This window comes from Hymenobacter miniatus (assembly GCF_016427455.1).
GTDB classification, from domain to species: domain Bacteria; phylum Bacteroidota; class Bacteroidia; order Cytophagales; family Hymenobacteraceae; genus Hymenobacter; species Hymenobacter armeniacus.
In genome coordinates, this window is the sequence record NZ_JAELXR010000006.1 from 21019 (window position 1) to 47985 (window position 26967).

The 26967-nt window shown below is 62.4% G+C and carries 24 protein-coding genes; 13 read left to right on the forward strand and 11 right to left on the reverse strand.

The genetic code is table 11. From position 1 onward, the window contains the following. Positions 1 to 6: 6 nt before the first annotated feature. Positions 7 to 1518, reverse strand: a complete 1512-nt coding sequence (locus JAO73_RS10855) for a 3' terminal RNA ribose 2'-O-methyltransferase Hen1 (protein ID WP_198977077.1) — start codon at positions 1516 to 1518, stop codon at positions 7 to 9. Between the two features lie 137 nt (positions 1519 to 1655). Here JAO73_RS10855 and JAO73_RS10860 point away from each other — a divergent pair, with 137 nt between their 5' ends. Next, positions 1656 to 2294 (forward strand): hypothetical protein, encoded by a 639-nt coding sequence (locus JAO73_RS10860; protein ID WP_198977078.1) that lies wholly within the window; start codon positions 1656 to 1658, stop codon positions 2292 to 2294. A 33-nt stretch (positions 2295 to 2327) separates the two neighbouring features. On the opposite strand, the gene JAO73_RS10865 is transcribed toward JAO73_RS10860, so the two are convergent. The 4 genes from JAO73_RS10865 to JAO73_RS10880 form a co-directional block, all read right to left on the reverse strand. Next, the gene (locus JAO73_RS10865; protein WP_233169148.1) at positions 2328 to 3788 is read right to left on the reverse strand and encodes a GH1 family beta-glucosidase; all 1461 of its coding nucleotides are present in this window, start codon (positions 3786 to 3788) and stop codon (positions 2328 to 2330) included. 34 nt (positions 3789 to 3822) lie between these two features. Next, complete coding sequence (locus JAO73_RS10870; protein ID WP_198977079.1) at positions 3823 to 4866, reverse strand: glycosyltransferase family protein; 1044 nt, start codon at positions 4864 to 4866, stop codon at positions 3823 to 3825. A gap of 135 nt (positions 4867 to 5001) precedes the next feature. Then, on the reverse strand, positions 5002 to 5907 hold the full coding sequence (locus tag JAO73_RS10875; protein ID WP_317191218.1) for a UDP-2,3-diacylglucosamine diphosphatase: 906 nt from the start codon (positions 5905 to 5907) through the stop codon (positions 5002 to 5004). 23 nt (positions 5908 to 5930) lie between these two features. Beyond that, positions 5931 to 6167 (reverse strand): hypothetical protein, encoded by a 237-nt coding sequence (locus JAO73_RS10880; RefSeq protein WP_198977081.1) that lies wholly within the window; start codon positions 6165 to 6167, stop codon positions 5931 to 5933. A 237-nt stretch (positions 6168 to 6404) separates the two neighbouring features. Here JAO73_RS10880 and JAO73_RS10885 point away from each other — a divergent pair, with 237 nt between their 5' ends. Beyond that, the gene (locus tag JAO73_RS10885) at positions 6405 to 6998 is read left to right on the forward strand and encodes a hypothetical protein (RefSeq protein ID WP_198977082.1); all 594 of its coding nucleotides are present in this window, start codon (positions 6405 to 6407) and stop codon (positions 6996 to 6998) included. Positions 6999 to 7107: 109 nt separating this feature from the next. On the opposite strand, the gene JAO73_RS10890 is transcribed toward JAO73_RS10885, so the two are convergent. Further along, on the reverse strand, positions 7108 to 7626 hold the full coding sequence (locus tag JAO73_RS10890; RefSeq protein ID WP_198977083.1) for an NUDIX domain-containing protein: 519 nt from the start codon (positions 7624 to 7626) through the stop codon (positions 7108 to 7110). Positions 7627 to 7946: 320 nt separating this feature from the next. On the opposite strand from JAO73_RS10890, the gene JAO73_RS10895 reads away from it, so the two are divergent. Further along, positions 7947 to 9455 (forward strand): DEAD/DEAH box helicase, encoded by a 1509-nt coding sequence (locus tag JAO73_RS10895; RefSeq protein WP_198977084.1) that lies wholly within the window; start codon positions 7947 to 7949, stop codon positions 9453 to 9455. Positions 9456 to 9609: 154 nt separating this feature from the next. Next, the gene (locus JAO73_RS10900; protein WP_198977085.1) at positions 9610 to 10098 is read left to right on the forward strand and encodes a hypothetical protein; all 489 of its coding nucleotides are present in this window, start codon (positions 9610 to 9612) and stop codon (positions 10096 to 10098) included. 127 nt (positions 10099 to 10225) lie between these two features. Here the strand turns inward: JAO73_RS10900 and JAO73_RS10905 are convergent, their stop codons facing one another. The 3 genes from JAO73_RS10905 to JAO73_RS10915 form a co-directional block, all read right to left on the reverse strand. Beyond that, positions 10226 to 10402, reverse strand: a complete 177-nt coding sequence (locus JAO73_RS10905; protein ID WP_190924648.1) for a hypothetical protein — start codon at positions 10400 to 10402, stop codon at positions 10226 to 10228. A gap of 962 nt (positions 10403 to 11364) precedes the next feature. Next, positions 11365 to 12000 (reverse strand): helix-turn-helix domain-containing protein, encoded by a 636-nt coding sequence (locus tag JAO73_RS23495; RefSeq protein WP_198977086.1) that lies wholly within the window; start codon positions 11998 to 12000, stop codon positions 11365 to 11367. A 301-nt stretch (positions 12001 to 12301) separates the two neighbouring features. Continuing rightward, the gene (locus tag JAO73_RS10915; RefSeq protein WP_198977087.1) at positions 12302 to 14035 is read right to left on the reverse strand and encodes a L,D-transpeptidase family protein; all 1734 of its coding nucleotides are present in this window, start codon (positions 14033 to 14035) and stop codon (positions 12302 to 12304) included. 401 nt (positions 14036 to 14436) lie between these two features. Between JAO73_RS10915 and JAO73_RS10920 the strand changes: the two genes are divergently transcribed. From JAO73_RS10920 to JAO73_RS10930, 3 genes are all read left to right on the forward strand, one after another. Then, entirely contained in the window at positions 14437 to 16254 is a 1818-nt protein-coding gene (locus tag JAO73_RS10920) for a M1 family metallopeptidase (protein WP_198977088.1), read from the forward strand. Positions 16255 to 16352: 98 nt separating this feature from the next. After that, positions 16353 to 17276: a cyanophycinase gene (locus JAO73_RS10925; protein ID WP_198977089.1), complete on the forward strand. Its 924-nt coding sequence runs from the start codon at positions 16353 to 16355 to the stop codon at positions 17274 to 17276. Positions 17277 to 17439: 163 nt separating this feature from the next. After that, positions 17440 to 18423 (forward strand): aldo/keto reductase, encoded by a 984-nt coding sequence (locus JAO73_RS10930; protein ID WP_198977090.1) that lies wholly within the window; start codon positions 17440 to 17442, stop codon positions 18421 to 18423. 86 nt (positions 18424 to 18509) lie between these two features. Here JAO73_RS10930 and JAO73_RS10935 read toward each other — a convergent pair whose 3' ends face one another. Then, positions 18510 to 19490 (reverse strand): isoaspartyl peptidase/L-asparaginase family protein, encoded by a 981-nt coding sequence (locus JAO73_RS10935; RefSeq protein ID WP_198977091.1) that lies wholly within the window; start codon positions 19488 to 19490, stop codon positions 18510 to 18512. Positions 19491 to 19618: 128 nt separating this feature from the next. Here JAO73_RS10935 and JAO73_RS10940 point away from each other — a divergent pair, with 128 nt between their 5' ends. Then, positions 19619 to 20038 carry a DUF3127 domain-containing protein gene (locus tag JAO73_RS10940; RefSeq protein WP_190924634.1) on the forward strand — a complete coding sequence of 140 codons (420 nt, stop codon included), beginning with the start codon at positions 19619 to 19621 and terminating at the stop codon, positions 20036 to 20038. A gap of 114 nt (positions 20039 to 20152) precedes the next feature. Further along, positions 20153 to 20779: an AlbA family DNA-binding domain-containing protein gene (locus tag JAO73_RS10945; RefSeq protein ID WP_198977092.1), complete on the forward strand. Its 627-nt coding sequence runs from the start codon at positions 20153 to 20155 to the stop codon at positions 20777 to 20779. A gap of 331 nt (positions 20780 to 21110) precedes the next feature. On the opposite strand, the gene JAO73_RS23010 is transcribed toward JAO73_RS10945, so the two are convergent. Next, positions 21111 to 22610, reverse strand: a complete 1500-nt coding sequence (locus JAO73_RS23010; RefSeq protein ID WP_317191219.1) for an alpha/beta hydrolase-fold protein — start codon at positions 22608 to 22610, stop codon at positions 21111 to 21113. A gap of 204 nt (positions 22611 to 22814) precedes the next feature. Here JAO73_RS23010 and JAO73_RS10960 point away from each other — a divergent pair, with 204 nt between their 5' ends. The 4 genes from JAO73_RS10960 (at position 22815) to JAO73_RS10975 (ending at position 26952) form a co-directional block, all read left to right on the forward strand. Then, positions 22815 to 23522 (forward strand): alpha/beta fold hydrolase, encoded by a 708-nt coding sequence (locus JAO73_RS10960; protein WP_198977093.1) that lies wholly within the window; start codon positions 22815 to 22817, stop codon positions 23520 to 23522. A 72-nt stretch (positions 23523 to 23594) separates the two neighbouring features. Then, on the forward strand, positions 23595 to 24815 hold the full coding sequence (locus JAO73_RS10965; protein WP_233169149.1) for an ATP-grasp domain-containing protein: 1221 nt from the start codon (positions 23595 to 23597) through the stop codon (positions 24813 to 24815). 99 nt (positions 24816 to 24914) lie between these two features. Next, entirely contained in the window at positions 24915 to 26015 is a 1101-nt protein-coding gene (locus tag JAO73_RS10970; protein ID WP_190924628.1) for a carboxylate-amine ligase, read from the forward strand. 112 nt (positions 26016 to 26127) lie between these two features. After that, positions 26128 to 26952, forward strand: a complete 825-nt coding sequence (locus JAO73_RS10975; protein ID WP_198977094.1) for a type 1 glutamine amidotransferase — start codon at positions 26128 to 26130, stop codon at positions 26950 to 26952. Positions 26953 to 26967 lie beyond the last annotated feature (15 nt).

Consider the following 26967-nt stretch of genomic DNA (forward strand, 5'->3'; position numbering starts at 1 on the left):
AGCTACCTATACCTTCAACTGTTCAAATACTGCCATCTGCGAAGGCGCGCCCACGCCTTCCACCTCCTCCCCCATGCTCTCCAGCCGCAGCTGATACCCGTGCCGCTCGGCCACGCCGGCGGCCCAGGCGGCAAACTCGGCGCGAGACCATTCGAAGCGGTGGTCGTCGTGGCGGAATTCCCCGGCGTTTAGCTTTTCGAAGAGATGATTGTAATCGGCGTTGGGGGTGGTGACGAAGACGTGCGCCGGGCGGGCCTGGCCAAACACCACGGCTTCAAGGGCGGCGAGGCGGTTGGGGTCAAGGTGCTCGATGACTTCGACCAGGGCCGCCGCGTCGAAGCCGGCGAGGCGGTCGTCGCGGTAGAGCAGCGAGCCCTGGATGAGGTCGATACGGGTGCGCTGGCGCGGGGGCATCTCGTCGAGGTGCAGGCGCTGGGCGGCGCGGGCCAGCGCCTGATGCGACACGTCCATACCGAGGATGTACTCGATTTTGGGCTGGCGCAGGAGCAGGCGCAGCAACTTGCCTTCGCCGCAACCCAGGTCGAGCACGCGCTTGGGGGCCAGCTGGTAGATTTCGTGGGCGACTTGCTGCAGGCGCTGGTCGTGGAGAGAGAGCTTGGGCTCCGTGCTAACGGGCGCCTCACCCCCCGGCCCCCTCTCCGAAGAGAGAGGGGAAGCTAGACGATTTTCATCCGTAGAATGACTAGCATCATCCAAGGCAGAACCGGTGTCCCCTCTCCCTTCGGAGAGGGGGTCAGGGGGTGAGGCGACCTCCTGAACTTCCCCTTCCATCAACCGCTCCAGCGTCGGATTCACATACGCCGCCAGGTACCGCAGGTAGCGCCGCGTGATAAAGCCGCGCTCCGGGTGCTGGGGCAGCCAGTCGCCGCCGCGGTGCAGCAGTTTCTCGGCCTCGTGCTCGCCGATATAGTAGTGCTTGTCGTTGTCGAGTACCGGGAGCAGCACGTAGAGGTGCGTGAGCACGTCTTGCAGGCGCAGGCCGGCGTGGCGCAGGTGCAGGGTGTAGTAGCGGCTATCGCCCCACTCGGGCATGGTGGGGTCGAGTGGCGTGGTTTCGATTTCCACTTCGTAGCCCAGCGGCTCGAAGAGACGGCGCGGCCAGTCGGGTCCGGGCGCCGATACTACGGCCACTTTGATGGCTAGCGGCAGGGCTTGGGCAGGTAGGTCGGGCTTGTCTTTGCAGGTGCCGTTCATGGCCGTGCCGAAAGCTTTGCTCAGGGCCGCGCTCAGGAAGGACGAGGCCACATAGGGCCGGTCGTTCACGTATTGCTCCAGGGCGAAGCCTTCGCCGGATGCGCCGGCCCGGCCGCGTACCAGGCCGATGGGGTCGAGGTCGAGGAGCAGGGCGGCGGTACAGCGCTCGGCGGTGGCTTCGGAGTAGAAGACGTGGGCCTGGCCGCCGGCTACTTCGATGCTCTGCAGGCGCGCCGGGTTCTTGTGCAGCAGGTAGCCTAGGTCGGTGGCGGGCTGGTAGGTGGTGGAGATGGTGAGCAGCATGGCGGTGCAGGAAGTGCGAAGAGTCGAAAGTAGCACCGAGGCGCACGAAGCAAGGATTTTTCAGCCATCCCGAAATAGGTTTGCGTACTCAATAGCCGTTTCCCTGTTGATGTCCTCTGTCTTTTAAGCAGCCGCACGTGTCCGATTCCGTTTCTCCTGCCGGCCCCACCGGGCCCACCCTCAACGATTTTGCCAGCTTCTATCTCTACGGCCTCACCAACAACCCGTACCAGCAATCCACTGATTTTGATAAGTTTGGGGAGCTGTACAACCTCGTCATCGGGGCGCATGGGGGCTTTAGTATCGCCAGCTCATTTCATCCCTACCAGCTGGTGAGCCCGGCCGGCGTGTCGGTATGGTACGCGGCCTACGCGCAGTTCTACTCGCAGCCCAACCGCGTCGAGATGTTTGGGGAAATGACGCTGGAACAGGCCAAGTTTGTGGTGACGCCCCCGGATTCTTTTGCGGCCTACCACGTGTGGCCCGACAGCCGGCTCATTCACGCCGAAAACCCCATTTTCAGCCAATACATCCCCTTTGTGCTGCCCTTTCTGGTGCGAAAAGACCCCGCCGCGCTGCGGTGGGACGCCGAAATATCGGCCGCGCAAGGCGACAAGGAGCGCCTCGGCTGGTACCACGACGCGGTGAACGAGGCCATCAAATTCATACAGCCCTCCCCTTCTTTTGTGCTCGGCTTCGAGGAATTCGACGAGCAGCACCCCGAGCGAGTGATTGAGAAATTCATGGGCTGCCGCGACATGCTGCGGGCGCTTTAAGCAGCTGAGCCGGACGCGCGCCTTGCGCTGGCCTTACTGCTGGCGCAAGGCGGCGCTCTGGCCCAGTTTCGCGCCAACCGGTGCGCCGCTCAGAAAATCCCGGTACCAGCGCCCGGAGTCTTTCACGATGCGCTCCTGGGTTTCATAGTCGACGTGGATTAGGCCGAACCGGGGCCCGTAGCCTTCGGCCCATTCAAAGTTATCGGTCAGGCTCCAGGCAAAATACCCGCCCACGTTCACGCCTTCCCGTTGGGCCCGCAGCACCTGGCCGATGGCGGCCTGGAGGTAGGCGCGGCGGGCTTCGTCGTGCACCCGCCCGCCCGTTGCCACATCCGGGAAGGCTGAGCCGCTTTCCGTGACGAGCAGTTTTGGGGCATTGGGGTAGGCGCTGAACTGTTTCAACATGTGGTAAACCGACTCTGGGTAAACTTCCCAGCCCATGTCGGTGTGGGGCACGCCGCGCTGCTTGGCGGGCACCAGGGCGGCCCATTGCAGCGGGAGCCAGGGCGAGAATTTCACCACCTCGCGGGTGTAGTTCTGCACGCCCCAGAAGTCGAAAGCGAAGGCCATGCGCTGCTCGTCGCCGGGCTTCTGGTAGCGCTCCAGCAGCCAGCGCAGGGCGGGCAGCTCGGCCACGGGGTAGCCCAGGCCCAGGGCGGGCTCCACAAAAAAGCGGTTCAGCACGGCATCGGCGCGGCGGGTGGCGGCTTCGTCGTAGCTGTTGCCGGGGCGGTGCGGCGTGAGGAAGGAGCAGGAAAACGTGGTGCCGATTTGGGCTGCTTCGGGCAACACGGCCCGCAGGGCGCGGCCGCCTTCGGCCTGGGCCAGCGTGGCGTGGTGGGCCGCCGCCAGAAAAGCCCCCAAATGCCGTCGCCCGGGGGCGTGAATGCCCAGCAGGTGGCCGGCGCCCACAAACACCATGGGCTCGTTCAGCACGGCCCACTGCGCCACCCGGTCGCCCAGGCAGCGCCCCATGAGCTGGGCATAATCGGCAAACCAGCCCACCACGTCGCGGTTGGCCCAGCCGCCCCGGGCCTGCAGGGCGCTGGGCAGGTCCCAGTGGTAGAGCGTGAGCCAGGGCCGCAGGTCGCGCGCCAGGCAGGCATCCACCAGGCGGTCGTAGAAGTCGAGCCCGCGGCGGCTCACGGCGCCGGTGCCCGCCGGCAGCACCCGCGACCACGCCGCGGAAAAGCGAAAATCGCTGAGCCCGAGCCCGCGGGCCAGGTCGAGGTCGGTTTCGTAGCGGTGGTAAAAGTCCGTGGCCACGCGGCCGTGCTCGTTGCGGCGGATGACGCCCTTGCGGCGCGTGAAATCGTCCCAGATGCTGGGCCCCTTGCCTTGGTGCTGCCACGCGCCTTCCGTCTGGTACGCGGCGGCGGAAGCTCCCCACGAAAAATCGGGGCCGAAATCGGCACGGGAAAACGGCAGCGGGGCCGACGGCGGGTAAAAAGCCGGCGGCAGCGGCTCAGCGTAGCGAGGCGGAAGGTGCATCATGCACAACGTGCGAAAAAATCAACTGAACGAATACTTACTCCGCGAAAAGACGCGCGCGCGGGTGGGCCCGGCCGTTGGCGGCCGGCAGCTGCTCGCGCAGCAACCGGTCTAATACGGCGGCGGTGCCGTCGGGGTAGTCAACGGCGATGGTGCGGTCTTCGTGCAGCCACTGGTCTACTGCGTCGAGGTGTTTGTCTTTCAGGCTTTTGATGACGGGCACGCCCATATGGGCCAGCGCGGCGGCGTTGCACTGCTGCTCATATTGCTGCTTCATGGGCATCACCAGCAGCTTTTTGCCCAGGTACAAGGCTTCGGCGGGGGTTTCGAAGCCGGCGCCGCACAGCACCCCGGCCGAGCGGGCCAAGCTGTCGAGAAATGCCGGGCCGCTCACCGGCCACACCCGCACGTTGCCGTGGGTGGCGGCCGTCGTGCTGTGCTTGCTAAATACCTCCCAGCGGGTGCGGCGGCTCAGGTACTGCAGGCGCTCCACCAGCAGCTTCTCTTCGTAAGCCGGCAAGTACACCGTGTAGTGGCCGTCGTTTGCGGCGCTGAGCCCGCGCACTTGCTGCCGAATGACGGGCGTGGCAATTTCGGGCGCATACGCCTGAAAATGAAAGCCGTACTGGGCCGTGCTCGGCGCGTAGTGCCGCAGCACGGCCCGGCCCGCTGGGTCTTCGGACCGGGGCCGCGGGGCCAGGGGGTGCAGCACCACGCTCTGGTGGCTCAGGGCCACGCAGGGCACCCCGCGCACTTTGCAGGCCCAACTGCTCACCGGCTCGAAGTCGCTGATGACCAAGTCGTACTGTTCTACCGGCAGCTGGCGCACTTCCCGCAGAAACGTGGCCGAATTGAACTGCCAGAAGGTTCTCACGAAGTTGATGCCGCCCTTTTTGCCGAACAAAAACCCCATGCCCTGGGCCCGGTACCTGACGGCAAAAGGCAGCGGCAGGTCGGCCGGCGGGCCGCTCACCAGCACGTCGACCTGCTCGCAACGGGCCTGAAGCAGGGGCACCACATCAAGGGCGCGGGCCAGGTGCCCATTGCCGGTGCCTTGGATGGCGTAGAGGATTCGGCCCATTTAATAGCTGCTTGTTCTTTTAGTTGGCGCGTCCTGCAAAGCACAGTGAAGCATCCTGCCCGTTACCACTAAGTGGTTGCAGCATGCGTACTGCTTTGCTGCGCTCTGCATGATGTTCTTCCTAATTAATTTAAGTTAAGCCTTCAGCTTGAACTCGGCCAGCAGGCCTTCCAGCAGCTGCGCGGGGTTGGCGTCGGTTAGCTCCTCGGCGGCATCGGGGGCTTCTGGGTCGGGGGCCTGCTGCATGCGGGGGTCGTCGTTGAAATAATACAGCTGCCAGCCGGCTTCGGACGTGTACTCCAGGGCCGTGAGGTTTTCCACCCAGTCGCCAGAATTCAGGTACACTACTTCCCCGTTGTGAGTGGGCAGGGCTTTAATCTCGGGCTGATGAATGTGGCCACAGGCCACGTAGCGGTACCCGTTGTCGGCAGCAATTTCGGCGGCGGTTGCCTCAAAGTTGCTCACAGCGGCCACGGCAGTTTTCACCCGCTCCTTCACCCGCTTGCTCAGGGCCACGCGGGGCCGGCCCAGCCGGGCCAGACCGTAGTTCACGAAGCGGTTCAGCAAAATCAGCAAATCGTAGCCGTGGCCACCCAGCCGGGCCAGCCAGCGCGAGTGGCGCATGGTCAGGTCGAACACGTCGCCGTGAAACAGCCAGGTGCGGCCGTGGGGCAGGTCGAGCACCAGCTTGTTGTCGAGCCGGAACTGGCCCAGGCGGAGGCCCGCAAACTTGCGCAGCAGCTCGTCGTGGTTGCCGGTGAGGTAGTGAATGGCGGTGCCTTTGGCGGCCAGGCCGGCCAGGTAGCGCACCACCCGCATGTGGGCCGGCGGCCAGTAGTTTTTGCTGAACTGCCAGATGTCCACGATGTCGCCGTTGAGCACCAGCACCTGCGGCCGAATGCTTTTGAGGTAGCGCAGCAGCTCGGTGGCGTGGCAGCCGTAGGTGCCCAGGTGCACGTCGCTAATCACGGCCACGTGCACGCGGCGCTTGCGCCGGGGCCGGGCGCGGGCGTCGCCCGGGCCAGCCGGAGCGCCGGGCACAAGCAAGGGGGAAGCAGCCGTGCTCATGCGGCGGCGGGCTGGGCCAGACGCCCCGGGCGAGTGGGGCCGCCCCCCGTGCGGCGGGGCCGTATGGCGGGGCCGCGGCGGGCGGTGCCCCACTCGCCTCCCCCGCCCAGCGCCGAGCGCAGGCTTGCCAGCGTGCGCAAGCCAAACGCCAGCCACAGCGCCACCTGAAACAATTCGTACACGAGCCAGCGCCCCAAGCGGCGCAGCCCCAGAACCAAAGCCGGAAAGTTCATGGCAGGAAGTCGGTGATGATGGTCAAATCCTGCGTTCAAAGTTCCGCCCCCGTTGTGAAGGCTTGATTACGCCGGGGTTACACTTCCGTCATCACCGCCCCTGGATGGAGGCCCGGGCGGCAGCAGTGGGCGGCGCCAGAAGCGGGATTCGCGCCGCACCGTGTTAATTTGGTCGGTAATTCCTACAGCGCCGCCATTAGTTTTCATTTGTTGCTTTCCAATTGCATTCCCCCAATTATGCCCACCGTTTCCCACTTCTGCCGCCACCTGCTGGCCCTGCTGGTCGTTAGTCTTTTTGCAGCTGGCGCGGCTCATGCCCAGCCCACCGGCAAAGCCGCCAAAGGCCGCAAGCGCTACACCTTCGCGCAGAAAGATGCCGTGTCGCCCTACGTGCAGAACGTAACCAAAAACACCGACGAGGAGCAGGACGTCGACGGCTCCTTCACCCGCCTGGGCTACCGCTCCTACACCGACCTGCTCACCGAAGTGGAGGCCCTGCGCAAGCTCAAGGACTGGGCCGACACCACCTACCAGCGCCGCGTGGCGGCCATCCCGCCCGGCGGCGTGCTGCTGGTCACCGTGCACCGCCAGGGCCCCAAAGGCGTGGAGCTGTCAAACCTCACGCTCACCGTCACCGACAAAGACGGCAAGGAAGTGCTGGCCCAGACCCTGGCGCCCGGCGGGGGCCGCTTCATGGGCCGCGACCTCTACCAGGGCCAGCGCCTCATCCCCTTCCCCAAAATGGAGCCCCAGGAGCTCACCGTGAGCATCCGCGACGCCAAGCTTTACCAGACCTTCGACTACATTCTGACCTTGCCCAAGGCCCAGTAGACGCGCAAGCACCTCAGTAGCTGCACCCCGGACACGGGGCGGACTCCGCGAGAGCGGGGCCGCCCCGTGTTCTTTTGGAGGGTCAGTGTTTTCGCCTTTTGAAATGTGCTCAGGACTGCTGCCGCAGGCGCACCCATTGCACGGCAATCACCGTTTTGGCGTCGCGCAGCGGCTCGGCCACCAGCGCTTCAAAGGAAAGCTCCACCAGCTCAATGTTTTCGTGTTCTTCGGCCAGCCCACCGCCTTCGCCGGATTTGTGGCTCACCTCGGCATAGTACACGGTTATTTCTTCCGAGCTCATGCCCGGCGAGGGCCAGATGCACACGATTTCCTCCAGCTTGTCGATTTCGTAGCCCAGCTCCTCGTGTATCTCGCGGCGCACGGCGGTTTCGGGCGTTTCGCCGCGGTCCATCATGCCGGCAGCAATTTCCAACAGCTCAGATTCGGGCCCGATGCGGTACTGGCGCGTGAGCACATACACCTGGCGGGCCGTGTCGTATACGAGCGCCGCCACGGCCTTGCCGGGCACAAATTGCTCGCGCTTCAGCTCGTGGCCGTCGTGCTGCACGATGAGTTGGTCGATTTTATAATGGCCGTTGAAAACGCGGGTGCGGTCGATAATCTGCATGTTCGGATTTAAGTGTTGTACCTTTGCTGTCACCAGGGCCGCCGTCGGAGCAGCCCGCTGCCCGGCTGCGTCGGGCAAAGCCCCGCGCCTCGGCTGTCTCCGCGAAGTAAGCGCACCTCACTACAATTCCTCTTCATCTCGGGAATCGGTCGGCCTCCGACGAGCCGCCCACCCTCCCCACGCCTGGCCCTTGCCGGCGTGGCCATGCCCGCCTATGCTACGGCGCAGGCTGAACCACTCATTGCGCAGGCCATTGCCTGCCACCATTTTACCGCGGCAGCTTCCTAGTAGCGCCCGGTATTCCCTACTTACCCCTCCACATGACGTTTGACGAGTTAAATCTGATTGACCCCATCCTTAAAGCCCTCAAAGAAGAAGGCTACACCACCCCCACGCCCATTCAGGAGCAAGCCATCCCGCACGTGCTCGAAGGCAAAGACCTGCTCGGCGTGGCCCAAACCGGCACCGGCAAAACGGCCGCCTTCACCGTGCCCATTCTGCAGGTGCTGCACCGCACGGCCCAGCTCGAGCGCCACGCCCCGCGCGCCATTCGCTGCCTGGTGCTCACGCCCACCCGCGAGCTGGCCATCCAAATCAACGAAAGCTTTGGCGCCTACGGCCGCCACCTGAGCCAGATTCGCCACACCGTCATTTTTGGCGGCGTGGGCCAAAACCCGCAGGTGCAGGCCCTTAAGCGCGGCGTAGAAGTGCTTATTGCCACGCCCGGCCGCCTGCTCGACCTCATGAACCAGGGCTTTGTGGACCTGCGCCAGATTGAGGTGTTTGTGCTCGACGAAGCCGACCGCATGCTCGACATGGGCTTCATCAACGACATCAAGCGCATCCTGCCCAAGCTGCCCACCCGGCGCCAGACCCTGTTTTTCTCGGCCACCATGCCCGGCCAGATTCAGGAGCTCGCCGCCACCATCTTGCGCCCCAACCCCGTGCGCGTGGCCGTGACGCCCGTGAGCAGCACCGCCGACACGGTGACGCAGTCGGTGTACTTGGTGGAAAACAACGACAAGCCGGCCCTGCTCCGTCACATCCTGCAAGACAAGGACATCAAGCGCGTGCTGGTGTTCACGCGCACCAAGCACGGCGCCGACAAAGTGGTGAAAGCCCTGGCCGCCAACCAGATTCCGGCCGAAGCCATTCACGGCAACAAAAGCCAGAACCACCGCCAGCGCGCGCTGTCGAACTTTAAAGCAGGCAGCACCCGCGTGCTCGTGGCCACCGACATCGCCGCCCGCGGCATCGACGTGGACGAGCTGACCCACGTCATCAACTACGAAATCCCCAACGAGCCCGAAACCTACGTGCACCGCATCGGCCGCACGGGCCGCGCCGGGGCCTTTGGCACCGCGTTTTCGTTTGTGGAAGACGAGGAGCGCGCCTACCTGCAGGACATCCAGAAGCTCATCAACCGCCAGATTGACGTGGAGGCCGAGCACCCGTTTGTGTCCGGCCGCATCAAGCCCGTGCTGCTGCACGGCAACGAGCGCATCATCCGGCCCAAAGGCCCGGCCGGGCGTCCGGCCCGCTCCGGTCCGCGCGAGGGCGGCAACGGCCGCTCGGGTGGCCAGGGCGGCGGCCGCCCCAGCGGCGGCCAGGGCACTGCCCGGCCCAGCGGCGACCGCAACGCCAGCGGCCGCTCGGGCGGTGGCGAGCGTAGCCGGCCGGCCGCACCGGCCCGGGAAGGCCAGTCGGACACCGCTCGCCGCTTTGGCAGCGGCGGCGCCCGCGTGAACGTGGGCGGCAACCGCGAAGGCGGCGACCTCGGCGGCCGTCGGCGCGGCGATGCCGGCGGCACGCGCCGCGGCTCGTTCTAGCCACGTTAGTTGCCGTCGGTGCGCCGCCATCAGGCGGGCCAACGGCTTAAGCTCATTACCTCTTCAAGTGCAACAGGCCCCGGAAAACCTTTTCCGGGGCCTGTTGCTTTTTAGCCTGATTACTTGCTTCGTTGGTAACTAATTTCTGCTCGATATGGCTCAGCCCACGCTCCCTGTTATCCAAGCCCTGCGCGACACCGCCCAACGCCTCGCCACCCAGGCGCCCTACCAATGGGGCCACATGGGCAGCTGCAACTGCGGGCACCTTGCCCAAACCGTCACGCGCCTGACCAAAGCCGAAATTCACGCCCGCGCCATGCAGCGCTACGGCGACTGGGAGCGCCAGCTCATCGACTATTGCCCCACCAGCGGCCTGCCCATCGACCAAACCATCGACGAAATGCTGGCCCTCGGCTTTTCGCGCCAAGACCTCACCCACCTCGAACGCATATCCGACCCCACCATTCGGGCCGCTATCCCGTTTGAGCGCCGCAACGCCCTGCGCCACAACCAGCGCGACGACGTGGTGCTGTACCTTCGCACCTGGGCCGACTTGCTGGAGCGCGACCTGCTGGCCGGCATCAGCCTGCCCGATTTCAATGCTGCGCCCGTTCCCACGCCGGCGCTGGCAGTGGCCCACTAATAACGGAGCTTGCCAGCCTTTCAGCCGCCGCTTACCCACGCAAAAAGCCCCCGTCAATTTCTTGACGGGGGCTTTACTTTTTCGCTGCCAACTCAACCATCCGAGCGCGCGGACAGTTGCCTGGGACTTATTGACGGGTGACGTTGGAACGCTGGGCCTCGCGATATCCTTCGGCACGGTGCGCGCGCTTGTAGGCGGCATCGGCCATGGGGTCTTTTTCAGCATCGGGGGCCTGAGAGCAAGAGGCCGTCAGGGACAAAGCCGCCACTGCGGCCAACCAAAGATTCGTGCGGGTCAGTTTCATGCTGCGAAGGTAGCCCAGCGCCGCCAAATGGCCAACCCCAGCTCACTCACGTCCTCCTGAGTTATGAGTCCACGGGGCTTTCTTTTTCTCCCAATTCAAACGCACGCTGAAGGCGCTACCCTACGAATCACAGATTAACATTTGACAACAGGCTGCATGTTGGTTCTATCGCAGCACTTCCCACAAAGGCGGTTTGGAAGGTTGAATTTGCTGCCTTTGTAGGCAGTCATTCCCAACGAAACAATCTCTTTGCACACTGCTCTCGCGGCGCAAACACCGCTCAAGCAATTAGCACCATACCCTTTGAATTCATGCTTTACTATTGCACTCAATCCCGGGCCTTGCCTGTCAACGCAGTTAGCAAGCAGCGAATGGGCCTTGCCGTGCATAAGGCTCCACTTCGCTGTGGGCACTGTTAGCAATATGTCAAACTTGTCAATGCAGCGACAAGAAAAAACTTAACACAATAAGGTTTATTCTGTGGTTTGATTAGTATTACAAATATCGTTGAAAACAAGCTACTTATGACTTAAAATATCCTTAGCTATCCGATACACAAAAATCACCTATTTTATTTAGCAAGACAAGGACTTTAATATTCTAATTAGAGAGTGTTTTAGCCATCTCATCTGTTTGTTGAATTACATGTTCTACTTGATAATTTTCTTTACTGCCAAATTGAATTAAACCTGCATTGCTACAAGCATACTGCTTGGCGCCATTTAGCGGAACTGGCAACGCACAACCAGCTTGTGGCTAAAGTTTGAAAACGTTTGACGGGCTGTTGCGAGCGGGCTGGCAGTAAGCTTAAGCGGGAATTCGGGCTACTACTTACCAAGGCGGCAGTTGCCGCCTGTGCGTTGCATATACAGAAGCCCGCCCTGACGCCCGTTGCTTACACAACGGGCGTCAGGGCGGGCAGCAGTAGCAGGGCAATAGACTACCGAACGGGCAGCGACAGACTATTCGGGTTGGTAGTCCGCGAACGAACCGTCCCGATAAAAAATCACTATCCGGCGAATGGGTTTTTCGGAGTTGGCCAGCAGTTGGGCGGCCATGTCGGGACCGGTAGCCTGCGGTGGTTTGGTAAGCCCCGCGGGGGAGGCGACTGGGGCTGGCTCATTAGGCGCAGATGCTACGGGAGCGGGAGTCGCTTTGAGTTTTGGTGCAAAACGTTTGGGTAGCGGTGCACTCGTTGCTGGCTTAGGCGCCTGACGCGGCCGTGAGGGCTGAGTTTCGGGCTTTGGCAAGCTGGCGGCTTCAGTAACAGGCTCTTGCTGTACTGCTTTTCGCGGCTCTGGAGGTGTGGCAGGCGCTGGTGCCAGCACGGGAGGGCTACTGGGCTGAGCCAGGGCCGCTGCCGGCGGCGAGGCGGCTTCTGAAGCCCCCACGGCAAGCATGGGCCCGGTGCCATTAAGCAGCCAGGGCATGGACAGGTCCGGCATGGCAGCCAAAATACGCTGCACCACTTCCAGACTGGGCTTGTTGCGGCCCGACAGAATGTGGCTGACAATGGGACGGGCTACGCCGATGGCATCAGCAAACTGGGTGGGAGTTAGTTGCCGAGCTTCCAGCAACGTCCTGATACGTTCAACCATTCTTCAGACAAAGCAATTAATAACAAATGTAAGTCTAAAAGAATAATGGTTCACCAGGAGACCCTAGCACAATAGTTCACATATCTACATGAACATCTGTGTAATTTACTTTTGTATTCGCATAGAAACTGATTGATTTTCTATCGAACTTCAATCATAATTAACATTTGCACTAATATAAAAGGCCCATCAGCACGAATGCTGATGGGCCTTTTTAGTGACGGCTGCTTTGGCCATCCGTTGTCATATCATGCCAGGTTGGTTGCACTGGGCTTGGCCACCTAGCAGGTGGCTTTTCACCCTAGTCGAAGAACTCCTTGGCGAGGGTCTTGTCGTGGCCGTAGATATCATCCCGGAAGTGGGGATGCCCGGCGGCGTCGGCCCAGGCCGTGAAGTAGACCAGGTAGACGGGTAGTTTTTCCTTGAGCGGCACGTATTTCTCGCGGCGCACGGCAATGGTATCGAGGATGGTTTGCTGGTCCCAGCCGGGCTTGTTGCGGAGCAGATAGGTGGCCAATTTGATGGGCTCCTTCACCCGTACGCAGCCGTGGCTGAAGCTACGGGCCGACTGCGAAAACAGGGCATCGTGCGGGGTATCGTGCAGGTAAATGTCGTTCGAGTTGGGGAAGATGAACTTGACATCGCCCAGGTCGTTGTCGGGTCCGGGGCGGCGGCGCAGCGTGTACTTAAAGGTTTGCTGCGTCACGTTGGCCCAGTCCACAGAGGTCGGGTCAATCACTTTAGCCTTGCGGCCAAAACCTTTCACCACCTCCATATCGAGGCGGTTGAGGGTGCCTACTGGGTCGGCTACGAGCTTGTCGCGCATCTCATTTTCGATGATGCTGAAGGGCACGTTCCAATACGGTGCGAGCACTACGTACTCCATTTTGTCGCTAAAAATGGGGGTTTCGTGCAGCACTTTTCCCACGATGACGGGCATCGAAAAAGCTTCCTTGTCGTTCTCCACCACGTGCAGCGTGTACTCCGGAATGTTCACCAAAAGGTAGTTTGGCTCGAAGCGTTTGGGCAGCCAACGCCAGCGTTCCATGTTCAGGATGAGTTGGTCGATGCGCGCGCCGATGGGCACGTTGAGTTGGCGCAGGGTTTCGCCGCCCACCACGCCGTCGGGCTTCAGGCCGGCATCCTGCTGAAACTGCTTCACGGCGGCCACCAGTTCGGGGTCGTAGGTGTAGGCGGCCGGCGCCGTCCCTACCCGCGTCGAGTCGGCCGGCGGCGTGCTGGCAGCTTCGCCGCCAGCGCTATTGAGCAGCCGCTTGCGCAGGGCCGCCACGGCCGGCGACGCCTGCCCTGGCTTAAGCTTGAGGCCGGCTGGCAGCGCGGGCCAGCCGCCGGCACGCTCCTGAGCACGGTAAATGGCCAGAGCCTTTTTCAACTGGTCGTACTCGGGGTGCAGCGGGGCAAACTCGTAGTACTTGTAGCGGCTTTTCCGCTCGCCCAGAAAGGTAAGCAGGGCCTTATTGAGTTTGATTTTGTTGGGCTTTACCTGCCAGGTCGTGCTCTTCAGGTCGCGCGGATTGGCCACGCCGCGGTAGTAGTCCGACGCCCACTTCATGTAAGTGCCGGTCAGCGCCACGTCAATTTCGCGCTCCAGCGCCGTACGCTTCGCCGAATCGGCCCGCACTTGCTCCAGCTTTGTAAAAAGCGCCTTAAAGTCCTTAAATTTATAATCTTTAGGGTCGAGTCCCTCATCCGATGCTTTAGCAATTATGTTCTGCAGGGTTTGCACCTGCGGAACGGGCTGGTGGTCTTTGAACCAAGCCAGCCGGAATTGTCGCTCCCGGTAGAAACGTCGGGCCGGCAGGAGTTGGGCCTTGAATTGCGGCTCGGCCCGAAACGTGCTGATGACGTAGGTACTGTCGACGAGGGGTTGGGGGCCCAGTTCGCGCGCAGCCGCGCTAGTGCCACCGCCGGCCGACTGGTTGCCGTCGGAGCCGCAGGCCTGTAAGGTGAAGCTGCCAATGACTGCTGCGAAAAGCACCCAGAGCAGCGAAGAAAATCGAAGAAGAAAAGACATTGAAAAAAATGAAGCAAGCGAAACAACTACCCCGGGCAACGGCCCGAAGCCGGCGGTTGTACTGCCAAGCTGAAGGGTAAGTTGCGTTGGGAATGGCCGCTGGCCGTTCGGCTGCAAATTACACTCTGGGCGGGCAAGGACTACAGTCGCCATGCCCGTAATCGTGCCAACTTCGTACCACCAAGGCCTGCTTTGAATGGCCAGCCACTCCCCCTTCTCGGTTAAACGCCTTACAAGCAGCACACTGATGACGCCCAGCCCCCGTCTGCTAAATGGCCAGGCGATGCTTTTAATTTGCCAACGGCCGCTGTGTTGAATGATGCATACCGGTGTTGGCATAATTTGACCTGGCTTGCCGTCGTGGCTTTACTGGTATCCATTGTTTTTTTGACTCGCTACCCATGCCTCCTTCGTATTCCCAGCCTCTTCCCCAGGACCCGCACAGCTACGCTGGCACCAGCCCGGCTCGAGTGAGCCATCTCGATTTAGAGTTGACCGTGGACTTTGCCACCCGCAGCCTCACGGGCCGCGCCACTTGGCGCCTACTGGCCGACCAGCTAGCTACTGAACTGGTACTCGACACGCGGGACCTGTCCATTGAACAAGTAGAACTGTTCGATGGCGGTGGAAATTCGACGCCGGCGGCCTTCTCGCTGGGCCCGGCTGATGCTGTGCTCGGCCAAGCGCTGCACGTGCCGCTGGCGCCCAATACGACGGCAGTGCGCGTGAGCTACCACACGTCGCCGACGGCGGCCGCCCTGCAGTGGCTCGAACCCGCGCAGACGGCCGGCACCGAGTCCTTCCTGTTCACGCAGTCGCAGGCCATCTTAGCACGTACCTGGCTGCCGTGCCAAGACTCGCCCGGCATCCGCTTCACCTACGATGCGACGGTGCGGGTGCCGCCGCATCTGCTGGCGCTGATGAGCGCCGAGAACCCCCAGACTCTGGACGCCCGTGGCGAGTACCGGTTCCGCATGGCCCAGCCCATACCGGCCTACTTGATGGCCCTGGCCGTGGGCGACCTGCGGTTCGCTCCGCTCAGCGGCCGCACGGGCATTTACGCCGAGCATGCCACCCTGCCCACAGCAAGCCACGAGTTTGCTGACCTCGAAAAGATGGTGGCCGCTGCCGAAGAGCTGTACGGGCCTTACCGCTGGGAGCGGTACGATTTGCTGGTGCTCCCGCCCAGCTTCCCCTTTGGTGGCATGGAAAACCCTAGATTAACATTTGTAACACCGACCATTCTTGCTGGCGACCGCAGCCTTACCAGTTTGGTGGCGCACGAGCTGGCTCACTCTTGGTCTGGCAACCTGGTTACAAATGCAACCTGGGATGACTTCTGGCTCAATGAGGGCTTCACGGTGTATTTCGAGCGCCGCATCATGGAACATTTGTATGGGGCTGAGTACGCCGACATGCTGCAGGTGCTGGGCCGGGCCGCGCTGCAGGAGACCATTGCCGAAATAGGCGTGGCCAGCCCCGATACCCATTTGCACCTGGCCCTGACGGGCCGCGACCCCGACGAGGGCCTCACCGAAATTGCCTACGAAAAAGGCTGCGCGTTATTGCTCACGCTGGAGTCGCTGGTGGGCCGGCCCCGGCTCGATGCTTTTATTAAAGAGTACTTCGCCCGCTTTAGCTTCCAGGCGATGGACACCGCCACCTTCCTGCATTATCTCCGCGCCGAGTTGCTCGACCAGGAGCAGGGCCTTGAAGCGCGCCTGAATCTGGCGGCCTGGGTGGAAGGCCCCGGGCTGCCGCCCAACGCACCGCCCGTTGCGTCGCGGCGCTTCGAGGCCGTCGACCAGGAACTGGGCCGACTGGCGGCGGGCGAGGCGCCGGCTTCCCTCCTGCCGGCCACTGCCGGCTGGAGCAGCCACGAGTGGGTCCATTTTCTGCACGGGCTTTCCGACTCGCTTCCGGCCGAACGGGTGGCGGAGCTCGACGCAGCCTTTCAGTTCACCAATTCCGGCAACGCCGAGATTCTGGCGGCTTGGTTTCCGCGGGCTTTGCGGGCCGGCTACGCGCCGGCCGACGCGGCGCTGGAAAATTTTCTGCGGCACGTGGGCAGGCGCAAGTTTCTGGTGCCGCTATACCGGGCCCTGCTGGCCACGCCCGACGGCCTTGCCCGGGCCCGCGCCGTTTATGCGCAGTCCCGGCCCAATTACCATTCCGTGGCCACCGGCACGCTCGATGCGCTGCTGGATGCGCGCACATAAGCGCGCCCGGCCCGAACTTTGCCGGGCGGTGGCCGCCGGCCCTTGCGCCGCGCCCGTTTGTTCAGCTCTTTTAGTACTACATATAACGAAGGCATCCATTGAAATCCATCATTCCGCTCGGCAAGCTCATCGCCGTGGGGGGCAACGAGGACAAGGGCACGTACCCCAACCCCCGGACCCGCCGCAAGTACTACCTCAACTTTTTTGAGTTGGGCATCCTAAAGCGCATCGTCCTCGAAACGGGCAAGGCCGACCCGCGCATCGAAGTCATCACCACGGCGTCGATGATTCCGGAGGAAGTTGGCCCGATTTATACGGGCTCCTTCGCCATGCTCAACTGCCTGAACGTGGGCATCATGGACATTCGCACGCCCGAAGACGCGCGCCAACCCGAATACCTGGAGCGCCTGCTGGCCGCCGACGTGGTCATGTTTTCGGGCGGCAACCAGTCGCGGCTGCGCGAGATGTTTGGCGAGACGGACTTTCTCGACCGCATGATTCAGCGGTACTACGCCGAGCCCAATTTTGTGATTGCCGGCACCAGCGCCGGCGCCATGGCCATGTCGCAGCACATGATTCGGGGCGGCTCGGTGCCCGACGCGCTGCTGAAAGGCGCCGTGAAGATGGGCAGCGGCCTGGGCCTGCTGCCGGCGGCCATCGTCGACTCGCACTTTGTGAAGCGAGGCCGCTTCGGGCGCCTGATTGAGTCGGTGGCGCTGCACCCCAAGCTCATCGGCATCGGGCTGGGCGAAGACACCGGCGTGCTCATCACCCAGGGCAACTGGGTCGAAACCATTGGCTCTAACCTGGTTATCATTCTCGATGGCCACGACATTCAGCACAACAACGCCGCCGCGGCCAAGAAAGGCACGGTGCTGTCCATCGAAAACGTGACCATGCACGTGCTGGCCAAAGGCAACGTGTACGACATGCGCGAACGGAAATTCTACGCGAGCAAGGACGCCCTGCCAGTGCAGGCCACCGCACCATTGGCCACGGAAGCGACGGCCGCAGCCCGCTAGGTTTAGCGACGACCTGCCAACAAAAAGCCCGCTCCTCTTTCCGAAGAGCGGGCTTTTTGTTGCGCACGTTGCCCGAAAGCGGCCGCTTACGTAAGCTCGTTGTGCCTTGCTTTGCACCTCAAGTCGCCACCTCCCACATCGTCTTCCATCAAGCAACCAACCTATGAACCACCGCAAGCTGGGCAAAACCGGCATCTCCGTTTCTGAAATCAGCCTCGGCACCTGGCAGGTGGGCGGCAAGTGGGGCGAACCCTTCAGCCACGCCAACGCCGACCAGATTCTGAACGCCGCCGTGGACGCCGGCCTCAATTTCATCGACACCGCCGACGTGTACGGCGACGGCGAAAGCGAAAAGGCCGTGGGCCGGCTGGTGCGCGCCCGCTCCGAGCGCATTGTTGTGGCCACCAAATGCGGGCGCCGCCTGCAGCCCCACGTGGCCGACGCCTACCAACCCGCCGCCCTGCGCCGCTTCGTGGAAGACAGCCTGCGCAACATGCAGCTCGACACCCTCGACCTCATTCAGCTGCACTGCCCGCCCACGGAGGTGTATTACCGCCCCGAAATATTTGAGCTGTTTGACCGGCTGCGCGAGGAAGGCAAAATTCAGCACCTCGGCGTGAGCATCGAAAAAATTGAGGAAGGCCTGAAGGCCATTGAATTCCCCAACGTCGCCACCGTGCAGCTCATCTTCAACATGTTTCGGCAGCGCCCGGCGGAGCTGCTGTTCAAGGAAGCTGCCCGGCGCGACATCGGCCTGATTGTGCGCGTGCCCCTGGCCAGCGGCCTGCTCACCGGCAAGTTCTCGGCCCAAACGGCTTTCGCGCCCGACGACCACCGCAACTTCAACCGCAACGGCGAGGCCTTCGACAAAGGCGAAACCTTTTCCGGCGTGGACTACGCCACCGGCCTGGCCGCCGTGGAAGAGCTCAAGCAAGCCTTCCCCCACCAGCCCCTGGCCGACGTTGCCCTGCGCTGGATTCTGATGTTTGACGAAGTGAGCTGCGTGATACCCGGCGCCTCACGCCCCGAGCAGTTGCTGCAAAACCTGCAAGCCACCGAAATGCCGCCCCTCACCGAAGCGCAAATGCTGAAGGTGCGGGAGATTTATGACCGCCGCATCAGGCCGCTGGTGCATTCCACCTGGTAGCCACCCAAGCAGCCACTTAAACCCCATGCCGCGCTGCGCGCGGCATGGCGTTCTTTTTTCACCGCCGCATTTCACCGACGCAAAAGTCACTCCTTATATATAGCCACCTGGGCGGCGCCTCCCTCCACGCGGCTGGCGCGATACATGCCGTCGGAATTGAAGGGCAACGTCACGTTGCCGGCCGCGTCCACGGCGATGAGGCCGCCTTCGCCGCCGGCCGGGGCCAGCTTGTCGTGCACCACCACGCGGCAGGCTTCCTCGAGGCTCAGGCCCTTGTATTCCATCAGGCAGGCAATGTCGAAGGCCGCCACGGCCCGAATGAAATACTCGCCGTGCCCGGTGCAGCTGATGGCGCACCGCTCGTCGGCCCAGGTGCCGGCCCCGATGAGGGGCGTGTCGCCGATGCGGGCGTAGCGCTTGTTGGTCATGCCGCCGGTGCTGGTGGCGGCCGCCAGGTGGCCGTATTGGTCGCGGGCCACGGCGCCCACGGTGCCTTTTTTCCAGTTGGGGTCGGCGTTGTCCACAAACTTTTCGGGCTCTTCAAGCGGCGCGGGGGCTGCGGCCCGGGCCTGGCTGTGGTCGAGGCGCATGCGGCCTTCCTGCAGGGCTTCCTGCAGTTGGTTGAAGCGGTGCTGGGTAAAAAAATATTCCGGCGGCTGCAGCGGCAGGCCGTGCTCGCGGGCCAGCTCGTCGGCACCGGGGTAGGCCAGCAGCACGTGCTCGGTGTGCTCCAGCACGAGGCGGGCCGCGCGGATGGGGTTTTGCACCTGGCGCACCCCGGCCACGGCCCCGGCCAAGCGGGTGTGGCCCTGCATGATGGCGGCGTCCATTTCGTGGTGGCCCTCGTGGGTGAACACGGCCCCGCGCCCGGCATTGAACAGCGGGCAGTCTTCGAGGCTGCGCACGGTGGCTTCCACGGCATCGAAGGCGGCACCGCCCTGGGCCAGAAGCGAATACCCCACGTGCAGAGCCGCGTCGAGGGCCGCGCGGTACTCGCGTTCGGCATCAGGAGAAAGGGAGGCGCGGGCAATGGTGCCGGCCCCGCCGTGAAGGGCGAGTGCAAACATTTTTTGTCGAAAATTTACGGCGAAAAGCGGCTGCAAAGGTAGCCGCGGGGAACGGCTAGCGGGCTGCTAGTGTTTTTTTTCGTAGGTTTGATGTTCAAGTTTATTACTACCAAAACACTCCCAATTTTATGGCATACGACGTAACCGGCCGGCTGCACGAAATCTTTGACGAACAGCAGGTAAGCGAAAAGTTTCGCAAGCGTGAGTTCGTGCTGGAAGTCCAGGACGGCCAGTATCCCGAGCATATTAAGTTTCAGATGGTTCAGGACAAAACCAGCCTCATCGACCCCTTCAAAATGGGCGACGAAGTGAAGGTGACCTTCAACCTCCGGGGCCGTGGTTTCAACAAGAACGGCCAGATGCTGTACTTCACCAACCTCGAAGCCTGGAAGATTGAGCCCGCCTCGGGTGGCAACGCCGGCAACAGCTACGGCGGTGGGCAGCAAGCCGCTCCCCGCCCCGCCGCGCAAAACCAGAACCCCACGCTGCGCGCCCAGCCCTCGGCGGCCCCCATCGCCAGCGACGACGACAACGACCTGCCTTTCTAAGGCACGCCAGCCGCGTAATCAGCCCGTTGCTTTCAGCAGCGCGGTCTGCTAAAAATGCCGCTTCCGACTAACGGGAGCGGCATTTTTTATTCCGGTTTTGCGTTTGACTAAGGTATGGATTTACACGAACTGATTAGGCGCGGCGAGGGCGAAGAGTTGGAATTCAAGCAAAAAACCACGCACCCGCACCGCATTTCGCGCACGCTGGCGTCGTTGGCCAACACCCGCGGCGGGCAGGTGCTGGTGGGCATCGACGACGCCGGCCGCGTGCTGGGCGTGCGCGACGCCGAGGAGGAGGTGTTTATGCTGCTGGATGCGGCCACCAACTACGTGGAGCCGCCCCTGACGGGGCTGCAGTTTCGCGAAATCGAAACCGAGGGACGGACCGTGCTGGTGGTGACCGTGCCCGAAAGCCTGAACAAGCCCCACCGCGCCCAGGTGGCCCCCGACGACTGGCGCGGCTACGTACGCGTGCGTGATTCCAGCGTGCAAACCAGCGGCCTCACCGAGAAGCTCCTCAACCGCCAGCAGCCCGATGCCCGCTTCGAGCACCTACCGCTCAACAAGCAGGAGCTGGCCGTCATCGACTACCTGAAAAACCATCCCCGCATCACCTTGGCCCAGTTCATGAAACTGGTCAATTTTGGCAAGCGCCGCGCTTTCCAGACGCTGATAAAGCTCGTGCTCCACGGCTACATCCGCCACCACGATAAAGAAAAGGAGCCGTACTACACGCTCTGACCCTCCCCCTGACCAACGCGAAAAGGCCGCTCGGATGAGCGGCCTTTTGTTTTCTGATTCCATGATATCGTGCACCAAATCCGAGGCTTCCAAAAAACAGCCTGAATTTGGAGTTCAGCAGCTATTCCTGCTTGCGGGCGCGGGCTACTTTCTTTTCCTCTTTCTCTGCTTTTTTCTCCTTCATGGATTTGGTGGGCTCTTTCTTTTTCTCTTTGCGGGCGTCTTGGGCTTTGGCCATGATTGAAAAGAAGTTTGGTGAGGGGTTCGTTCCGGGTATTTCAACGCACGGTCTGACCGGTGTGTTGTGGCGGGCGAAGGTATAAACTTTGCCTCATCCGTGCAGAATGGGCAGGTACCGCTCGCGAATGATGTTGAGGTGGTGCAGCTCGTGCCCGGCCGTGATGAAGAGCAGGGCGCGCACCGTGGCCGGGCCGTTGTTGGCGGTGCCGCGCCGGTTCAGCTGCTCTTCGGTGAAGCTCTCGGCCAGGGCCACGGTGGCGGCGCGCACGGCGTCGTACTCGGCCAGCAGGCTGGCCAGGGTGCGGGCGTTGGCGCCGCTGTGGGCCACGTAGTCGTCCTGCTCGAAGCCCAGCAGATTCTGGCTGTCGGCGCGGGCAAAGCGCAGCGCCCGGTAGGCGAAAATGCGCTCAGTGTCAATCTGGTGCAGCAGCATTTCCTTGAGCGTCCATTTGCCGGGCGCGTAAGCCTGCTCGGTCTGGGTTTCGCTCAGGCCGGCAAAAACGGCGTGAATTTGCTGCGGCTGGGTGCGCAGGGCTTCCACCGGGTCGGTGCCGTCGGGCACCAGGTTGATGTAATTGCCGGCATAGGGCAGAAAATCACCCTCAACGGGGCGCGTGGTGGACATAGGGAGTGGGCTTGATGAAGTAAAAAGGTCGGCGATACGGGTGCCGGGCTGTACCTCGGGTGCTGATTCGGTGGGCAGCACGAGGGGAACGGGCACGACAATCGGCGGCGCGTCGGCCGGCACAATAGTCGGGACCAGGGCGGGGTCGAGCTGCAGGCGCACCACGGGCAAAGGCGCCGGCAACGCCGCCGCGGCTTCCGGCCGCCCAAAAGCCCAGAGCAGAAAATCGGGCATGATGTGGCCCCAGGTACGCTGGTGGTGATGGCCGCCTTCCAGCTGCACATAGCGCAGGGCCCGTTGGGCATCAAGGCCTTTGTCAAGCAGCGCTTCGATGAGGTCGAGGCAGTCTTCGACGGAATCGATGACGCCGTTTTCGTTGCGGTCGTTGCGCTCGTCGAGGGTGCCGGTTTGCAGCCAGAAGCGGTGCGACGGATGCAGCTGCCCGGCCCGCACCAGCCCGTGCATGATGCGGTCGGCGGGCGTGTAGCCGGCGCCCACGGCCTTTTGCCGCCACCAGAACGAGCCCGAGAACACGCCGGCCCGCGTCAGCGCCTCGGGGTGGTGCCACGCAATATCAAAAGCCGACAGCCCGCCGAGCGAAAAGCCGGCCATGACGGCCTCCTCCGGGTTGGCCGAGGCCTGAAAATGGGCTTGGGCAAACGGCAGCAACTCTTCCAGCATAAAGCGGGTGTAAGCCCCGGCCAGACTGCCGCGGCCGTTGAAATCGGCGTGCGCGGCCGTGCCGTATTCCTGGGTGCGCAGCTCGTTGGCGTGGGGCGCCACCAGTACAAAAGGCCAAATGGCCTGACGGGCATAGAGGGCGTTCAGGGTTGCTTCCAGGTGCAGGCGTTCGAAATCCTGGCCGTCATTTAAATATAATACCGGGAAGATTTCGGCGACGGCAGCGGCCGGCGGCAGCGCAATGGTCAGTTTCACGTCGCGCCCCAAGCAATTGGAAACCAGCACTTCGCGTAAGATGCGGACACCAGTTGCGGATAAATGAGACGAGGTGGCATGAGGAAGCATGAAACAAAGTAACGCAGCCCGCCGGAGTTGAAACCAAAAACTGAAAAATCCAATGGGCTATGGCAGGCCGGTTATTTATGACTAGTTTGCCGTACAGCTTACCCCAAGCCGTGCCCTCCACCCCACCCTTTTTACGCCCCCGCCGTGCAGGAACAACACCGCCGCTTTTACTCGCACCACCTCGGCCAAGACATCGACATGCTGGTTTTTGGCACCTGGGGCTACCCGGTGGTCATTTTTCCCACCTCCGGCGGCCACACCAACGAAGCCCGCGACTTCAAGCTCATTGAAGCGGCCCGCCCGCTGGTGGAAGCCGGCCGGGTGAAGCTGTTTTGCATCGACAGCATCGACGCGCATTCCTGGTACGCCAAGCACCTGGAGCCGCGCATCCGGGTGCAAAACCACGTGTTCTACGACCAGTTTCTGAGCGAAGAGCTGGTGCCCATGCTGCAGCGCGAATGCCACGTCGACAAGATTGGCGTGGCCGGCTGCAGCTTCGGGGGCTTTCACGCCCTCAACTTCGCCTTCCGGCATCCCCACCAGGTGGCCCACCTGTTCACGATGGGCGCGGCCTTCGACATCCGGCAGTTTGTGGACGGCTACCACGACGACAACGTGTATTACAACAATCCGCCCGAGTACATACCTGGCGCGCAAAACGAGCATTTTCAGTGGATGAACATCATCCTGGGCACGGCCGAACACGACTTCTGCAAAGAGTCGAACTTTCAAATGGCCCGTCTTCTCAGCGACAAGGGCATTCACTACACTCTGGATGTGAAGCCCTTCGGCAACCACGACTGGCCGGTGTGGCGCGAAATGTTTCCGCAGTACCTGAACACCATTGGCTAACTCCTTCCCGCACTTCTTCTTATTACCAACTCTCTTTCACCCCCTGCCTACCGGCAAGCCAACACCCCAGCCATGAAAAAAATCGGCATCCTTTTCGGACAAGAAAACACCTTCCCCCAGGCCTTCGTCGACCGCGTGAACCAAAAGGCCGTGAACGGCATCACGGCCGAGTTCGTGAACATTGAGCAGGTGGAACAAGCCGTGCCCTGCGGCTACGACGTCATCATTGACCGCATTTCGCAAGACGTGCCCTTTTACCGCGCCTATTTGAAGAACGCGGCGCTTACGGGTACGGCCATCATCAACAATTCCTTCTGGTGGAGCGCCGACGAGAAGTTTTTCAACAACGCGCTGGCCGTGCAGTTGGGCGTGCCCGTACCCAAAACGCTCCTGCTCCCCAGCAAACACCGCCCCGACGACACCACCGAAAACTCCTTCCGCAACCTGGCCCTGTTCGACTGGCAGAAAGCCTTCGACCACATTGGTTTCCCGGCCTTTATGAAACCCCACGCGGGCGGCGGCTGGAAGAGCGTGTACAAGGTGGACAACCCCGAACAGGCCTGGCGCGCCTACGACGAAACCGGCCAACTGGTGATGCTGTACCAGGAAGCCATTGAGTTTGAAGACTATTTCCGCTGCTACTGCCTGGGCGGCAAGCACGTGCTCATCATGCCCTACGAGCCCCGCAATGCCCCCCACGAGCGGTACCAGACCACGATGAAAACAGAAGGCGAAGCCGGCCAGCGCCTGCTCGACACCATCAAGAACTACACCCTGCGCCTGTGCCAGGGCCTGGGCTACGACTTCAATACGGTGGAATTTGCCGTGCGCGACGGCATTCCCATTGCCATCGATTTCGGCAACCCCGCCCCCGATGCCGACATCAACTCCGTTGGCCCCGAGAACTTTGAGTGGGTGGTGGAGCACGCCGCGCAGCTGGCCATTGAGCGCGCCCAGTCCCACCGCGCCGGCCGCACCAACCTCACCTGGGGCACGTTCGTGCAGGATTCGGTGCGTGCCGCGCCCAAAGGTTCGCCCACCATTGGGGCCAACGTGCAGATGGGCCAGGCCGTGCGCGAAACCAACGACCTGGGTGCTACCGGCGCCCCCAAGCCCGCCGCCAAGAAAGCCGGGCCCAAGAAAGCTGCCGGCGCCCCCAAGCCCGAGCCGCCCACCGGGGAAGTCTCGGCCAGCGAGCAGTCGGCGGCCAAAAAAGGCGCCGCTCCGGCCAAAAAGGCCGCGGCGCCCAAGGCCGCTGTCGCCAAAAAAGCCGCTCCTAAAAAGACCGAGTAGCCCCTACCCCAACGCAGGCACTGCCCGGCGTGCGGCCTTCGCGCGCCGGGCAGTACTGCGTCTGTCCTCCTTTCCTTCGCATTCGTTCTCCGTATGTCCATGCCCACGTTTACCCTCGGCATCGAGGAAGAATTTCAGACCATTGACCCCGAAACCCGGGAGCTGCGCTCCCACCTCTCGCAAATAGTAGAAGGCGGCCGGGTGACGCTGCAAGAGCAGGTGAAAGCCGAGATGCACCAAGCCGTGGTGGAAGTGGGCACCAACATCTGCCACAACATTGCCGAGGCCCGCACCGAAGTGCTGCACCTGCGCCGCCAGGTGATTGAGCTGGCCGACCGCCAAAATCTGAAGATTGGCGCGGCCGGCACGCACCCGTTTTCGCGCTGGCAAGAGCAGCCCATCACGCCCGACGCCCGCTACGACAAGATTGTGGAAGAGCTGCAGGAAGCCGCTCGCTCCAACCTTGTGTTTGGCATGCACGTGCACGTGGGCATCGAAAACCGCGAAATCGGCGTGTACATGATGAACACGCTGCGGTATTTCCTGCCGCACCTGTTTGCGCTCAGCACCAACTCGCCGTTTTGGGAGGGCCGCGAAACCGGCTACAAGTCCTTCCGGACCAAGGTGTTTGAGCGGTTTCCGCGCACGGGCATTCCGGGCTACTTCCACAGCGCAAGCGACTACGACGAGTTTGTGCAGCTCCTGATAAAGACGGGCTGCATCGACAACGGCAAGAAAATCTGGTGGGACGTGCGCCTGCATCCCTTCTTCGACACCATCGAATACCGCATTTGCGACATGATGATGCGGGCCGACGAAACCATTGCCGTGGCCGCCATCATGCAGGCGCTGGTAGCCAAAATCTACAAGCTGAAAGCCCAGAACCTGAACTTCCGCATCTACCGCAGCGCCCTCATCAAGGAAAACAAGTGGCGGGCGGCGCGCTACGGGCTCGACGGCCAGATGATAGACTTTGGCAAGCAGGAAGAGGTGCCCACCCGCAAGCTCATCCTCGAGCTGCTCGACTTCATCGACGACGTGGTGGACGAGCTCGGCAGCCGCCACGAGGTGGAGTACGTGCTGAAAATGATGGAGATGGGCACCGGCGCCGACCGCCAGCTGGCCGTGTTCCGCGAAACCAACGACCTGAGCAAAGTGGTCGACTACATCCTGTCGGAAACCACGCAGGGCCTCTACTAATTGTATCTTTGCCCGTGCAACGCCCGCCTTCCGGCGGGCGTTGCTTCTTTTTTTCACCGGGTTTGTTGCACAGGCTGGCTTCGGCCGGCCCTTTTTCTGATACTTATTTTATATGGAGACTATTCGCATTGCTATTCTCGACATGTACGACAATGCCCGCAACGAGGGCATGCGCTGCATTCGGCAGCTGCTGGCCCGCGGGGCGGCCGAAAACGGCGTGGCGTTCGACATTGATACCTATAATGTGAGGGCCGAAAACGTGGTGCCGGGCCTCGATTACGACATCTACATTTCAAGCGGCGGCCCCGGCAGCCCCCTGCCGTCGGACGAGCCCTGGGAGCGCCACTATTTCAATTTCATCGACGCGCTGCTGGCCCACAACCAAACCCAGGAAGCCAAAAAGCACCTGCTGCTGATTTGCCATTCCTTCCAGCTGGTGAGCCGGCACCTGGGCCTGGGCACCGTGAGCCGGCGCAAGTCGACCTCGTTTGGCGTGCTGCCGGTGCACCTCACGCCCGCTGGCCTGGCGGAGCCCGTGCTGCAGGGCCTGCCCGAGCCGTTCTACATCGTCGACTCGCGCGACTACCAGCTGACCAATCTCGACCTCGCCCGCCTCAATGCCTACGGCGCCCAGGTGCTGTGCCTGGAAAAAGAACGGCCCCACGTGCCCCTGGAGCGCGCCGTGATGGCCATTCGCTTCACGCCCGAGGTGGTGGGTACCCAGTTCCACCCCGAGGCCGACGGCGAAGGCATGCTCCGCTACATGCTCACCGACGAGCGCAAGCAGCAGGTCATCGAAACCTACGGCGAGGCCAAGTACCACGAGATGGTGCGCCTGCTGGCCGACCCCACCACCATTGAGCACACCGAAGCAGTGGTGGTGCCCACCTTCCTGCGCCGTGCGCTGGCCGGGCTGGGCCAATTTGCCAACGCCTAACCCCATTCATTGTCG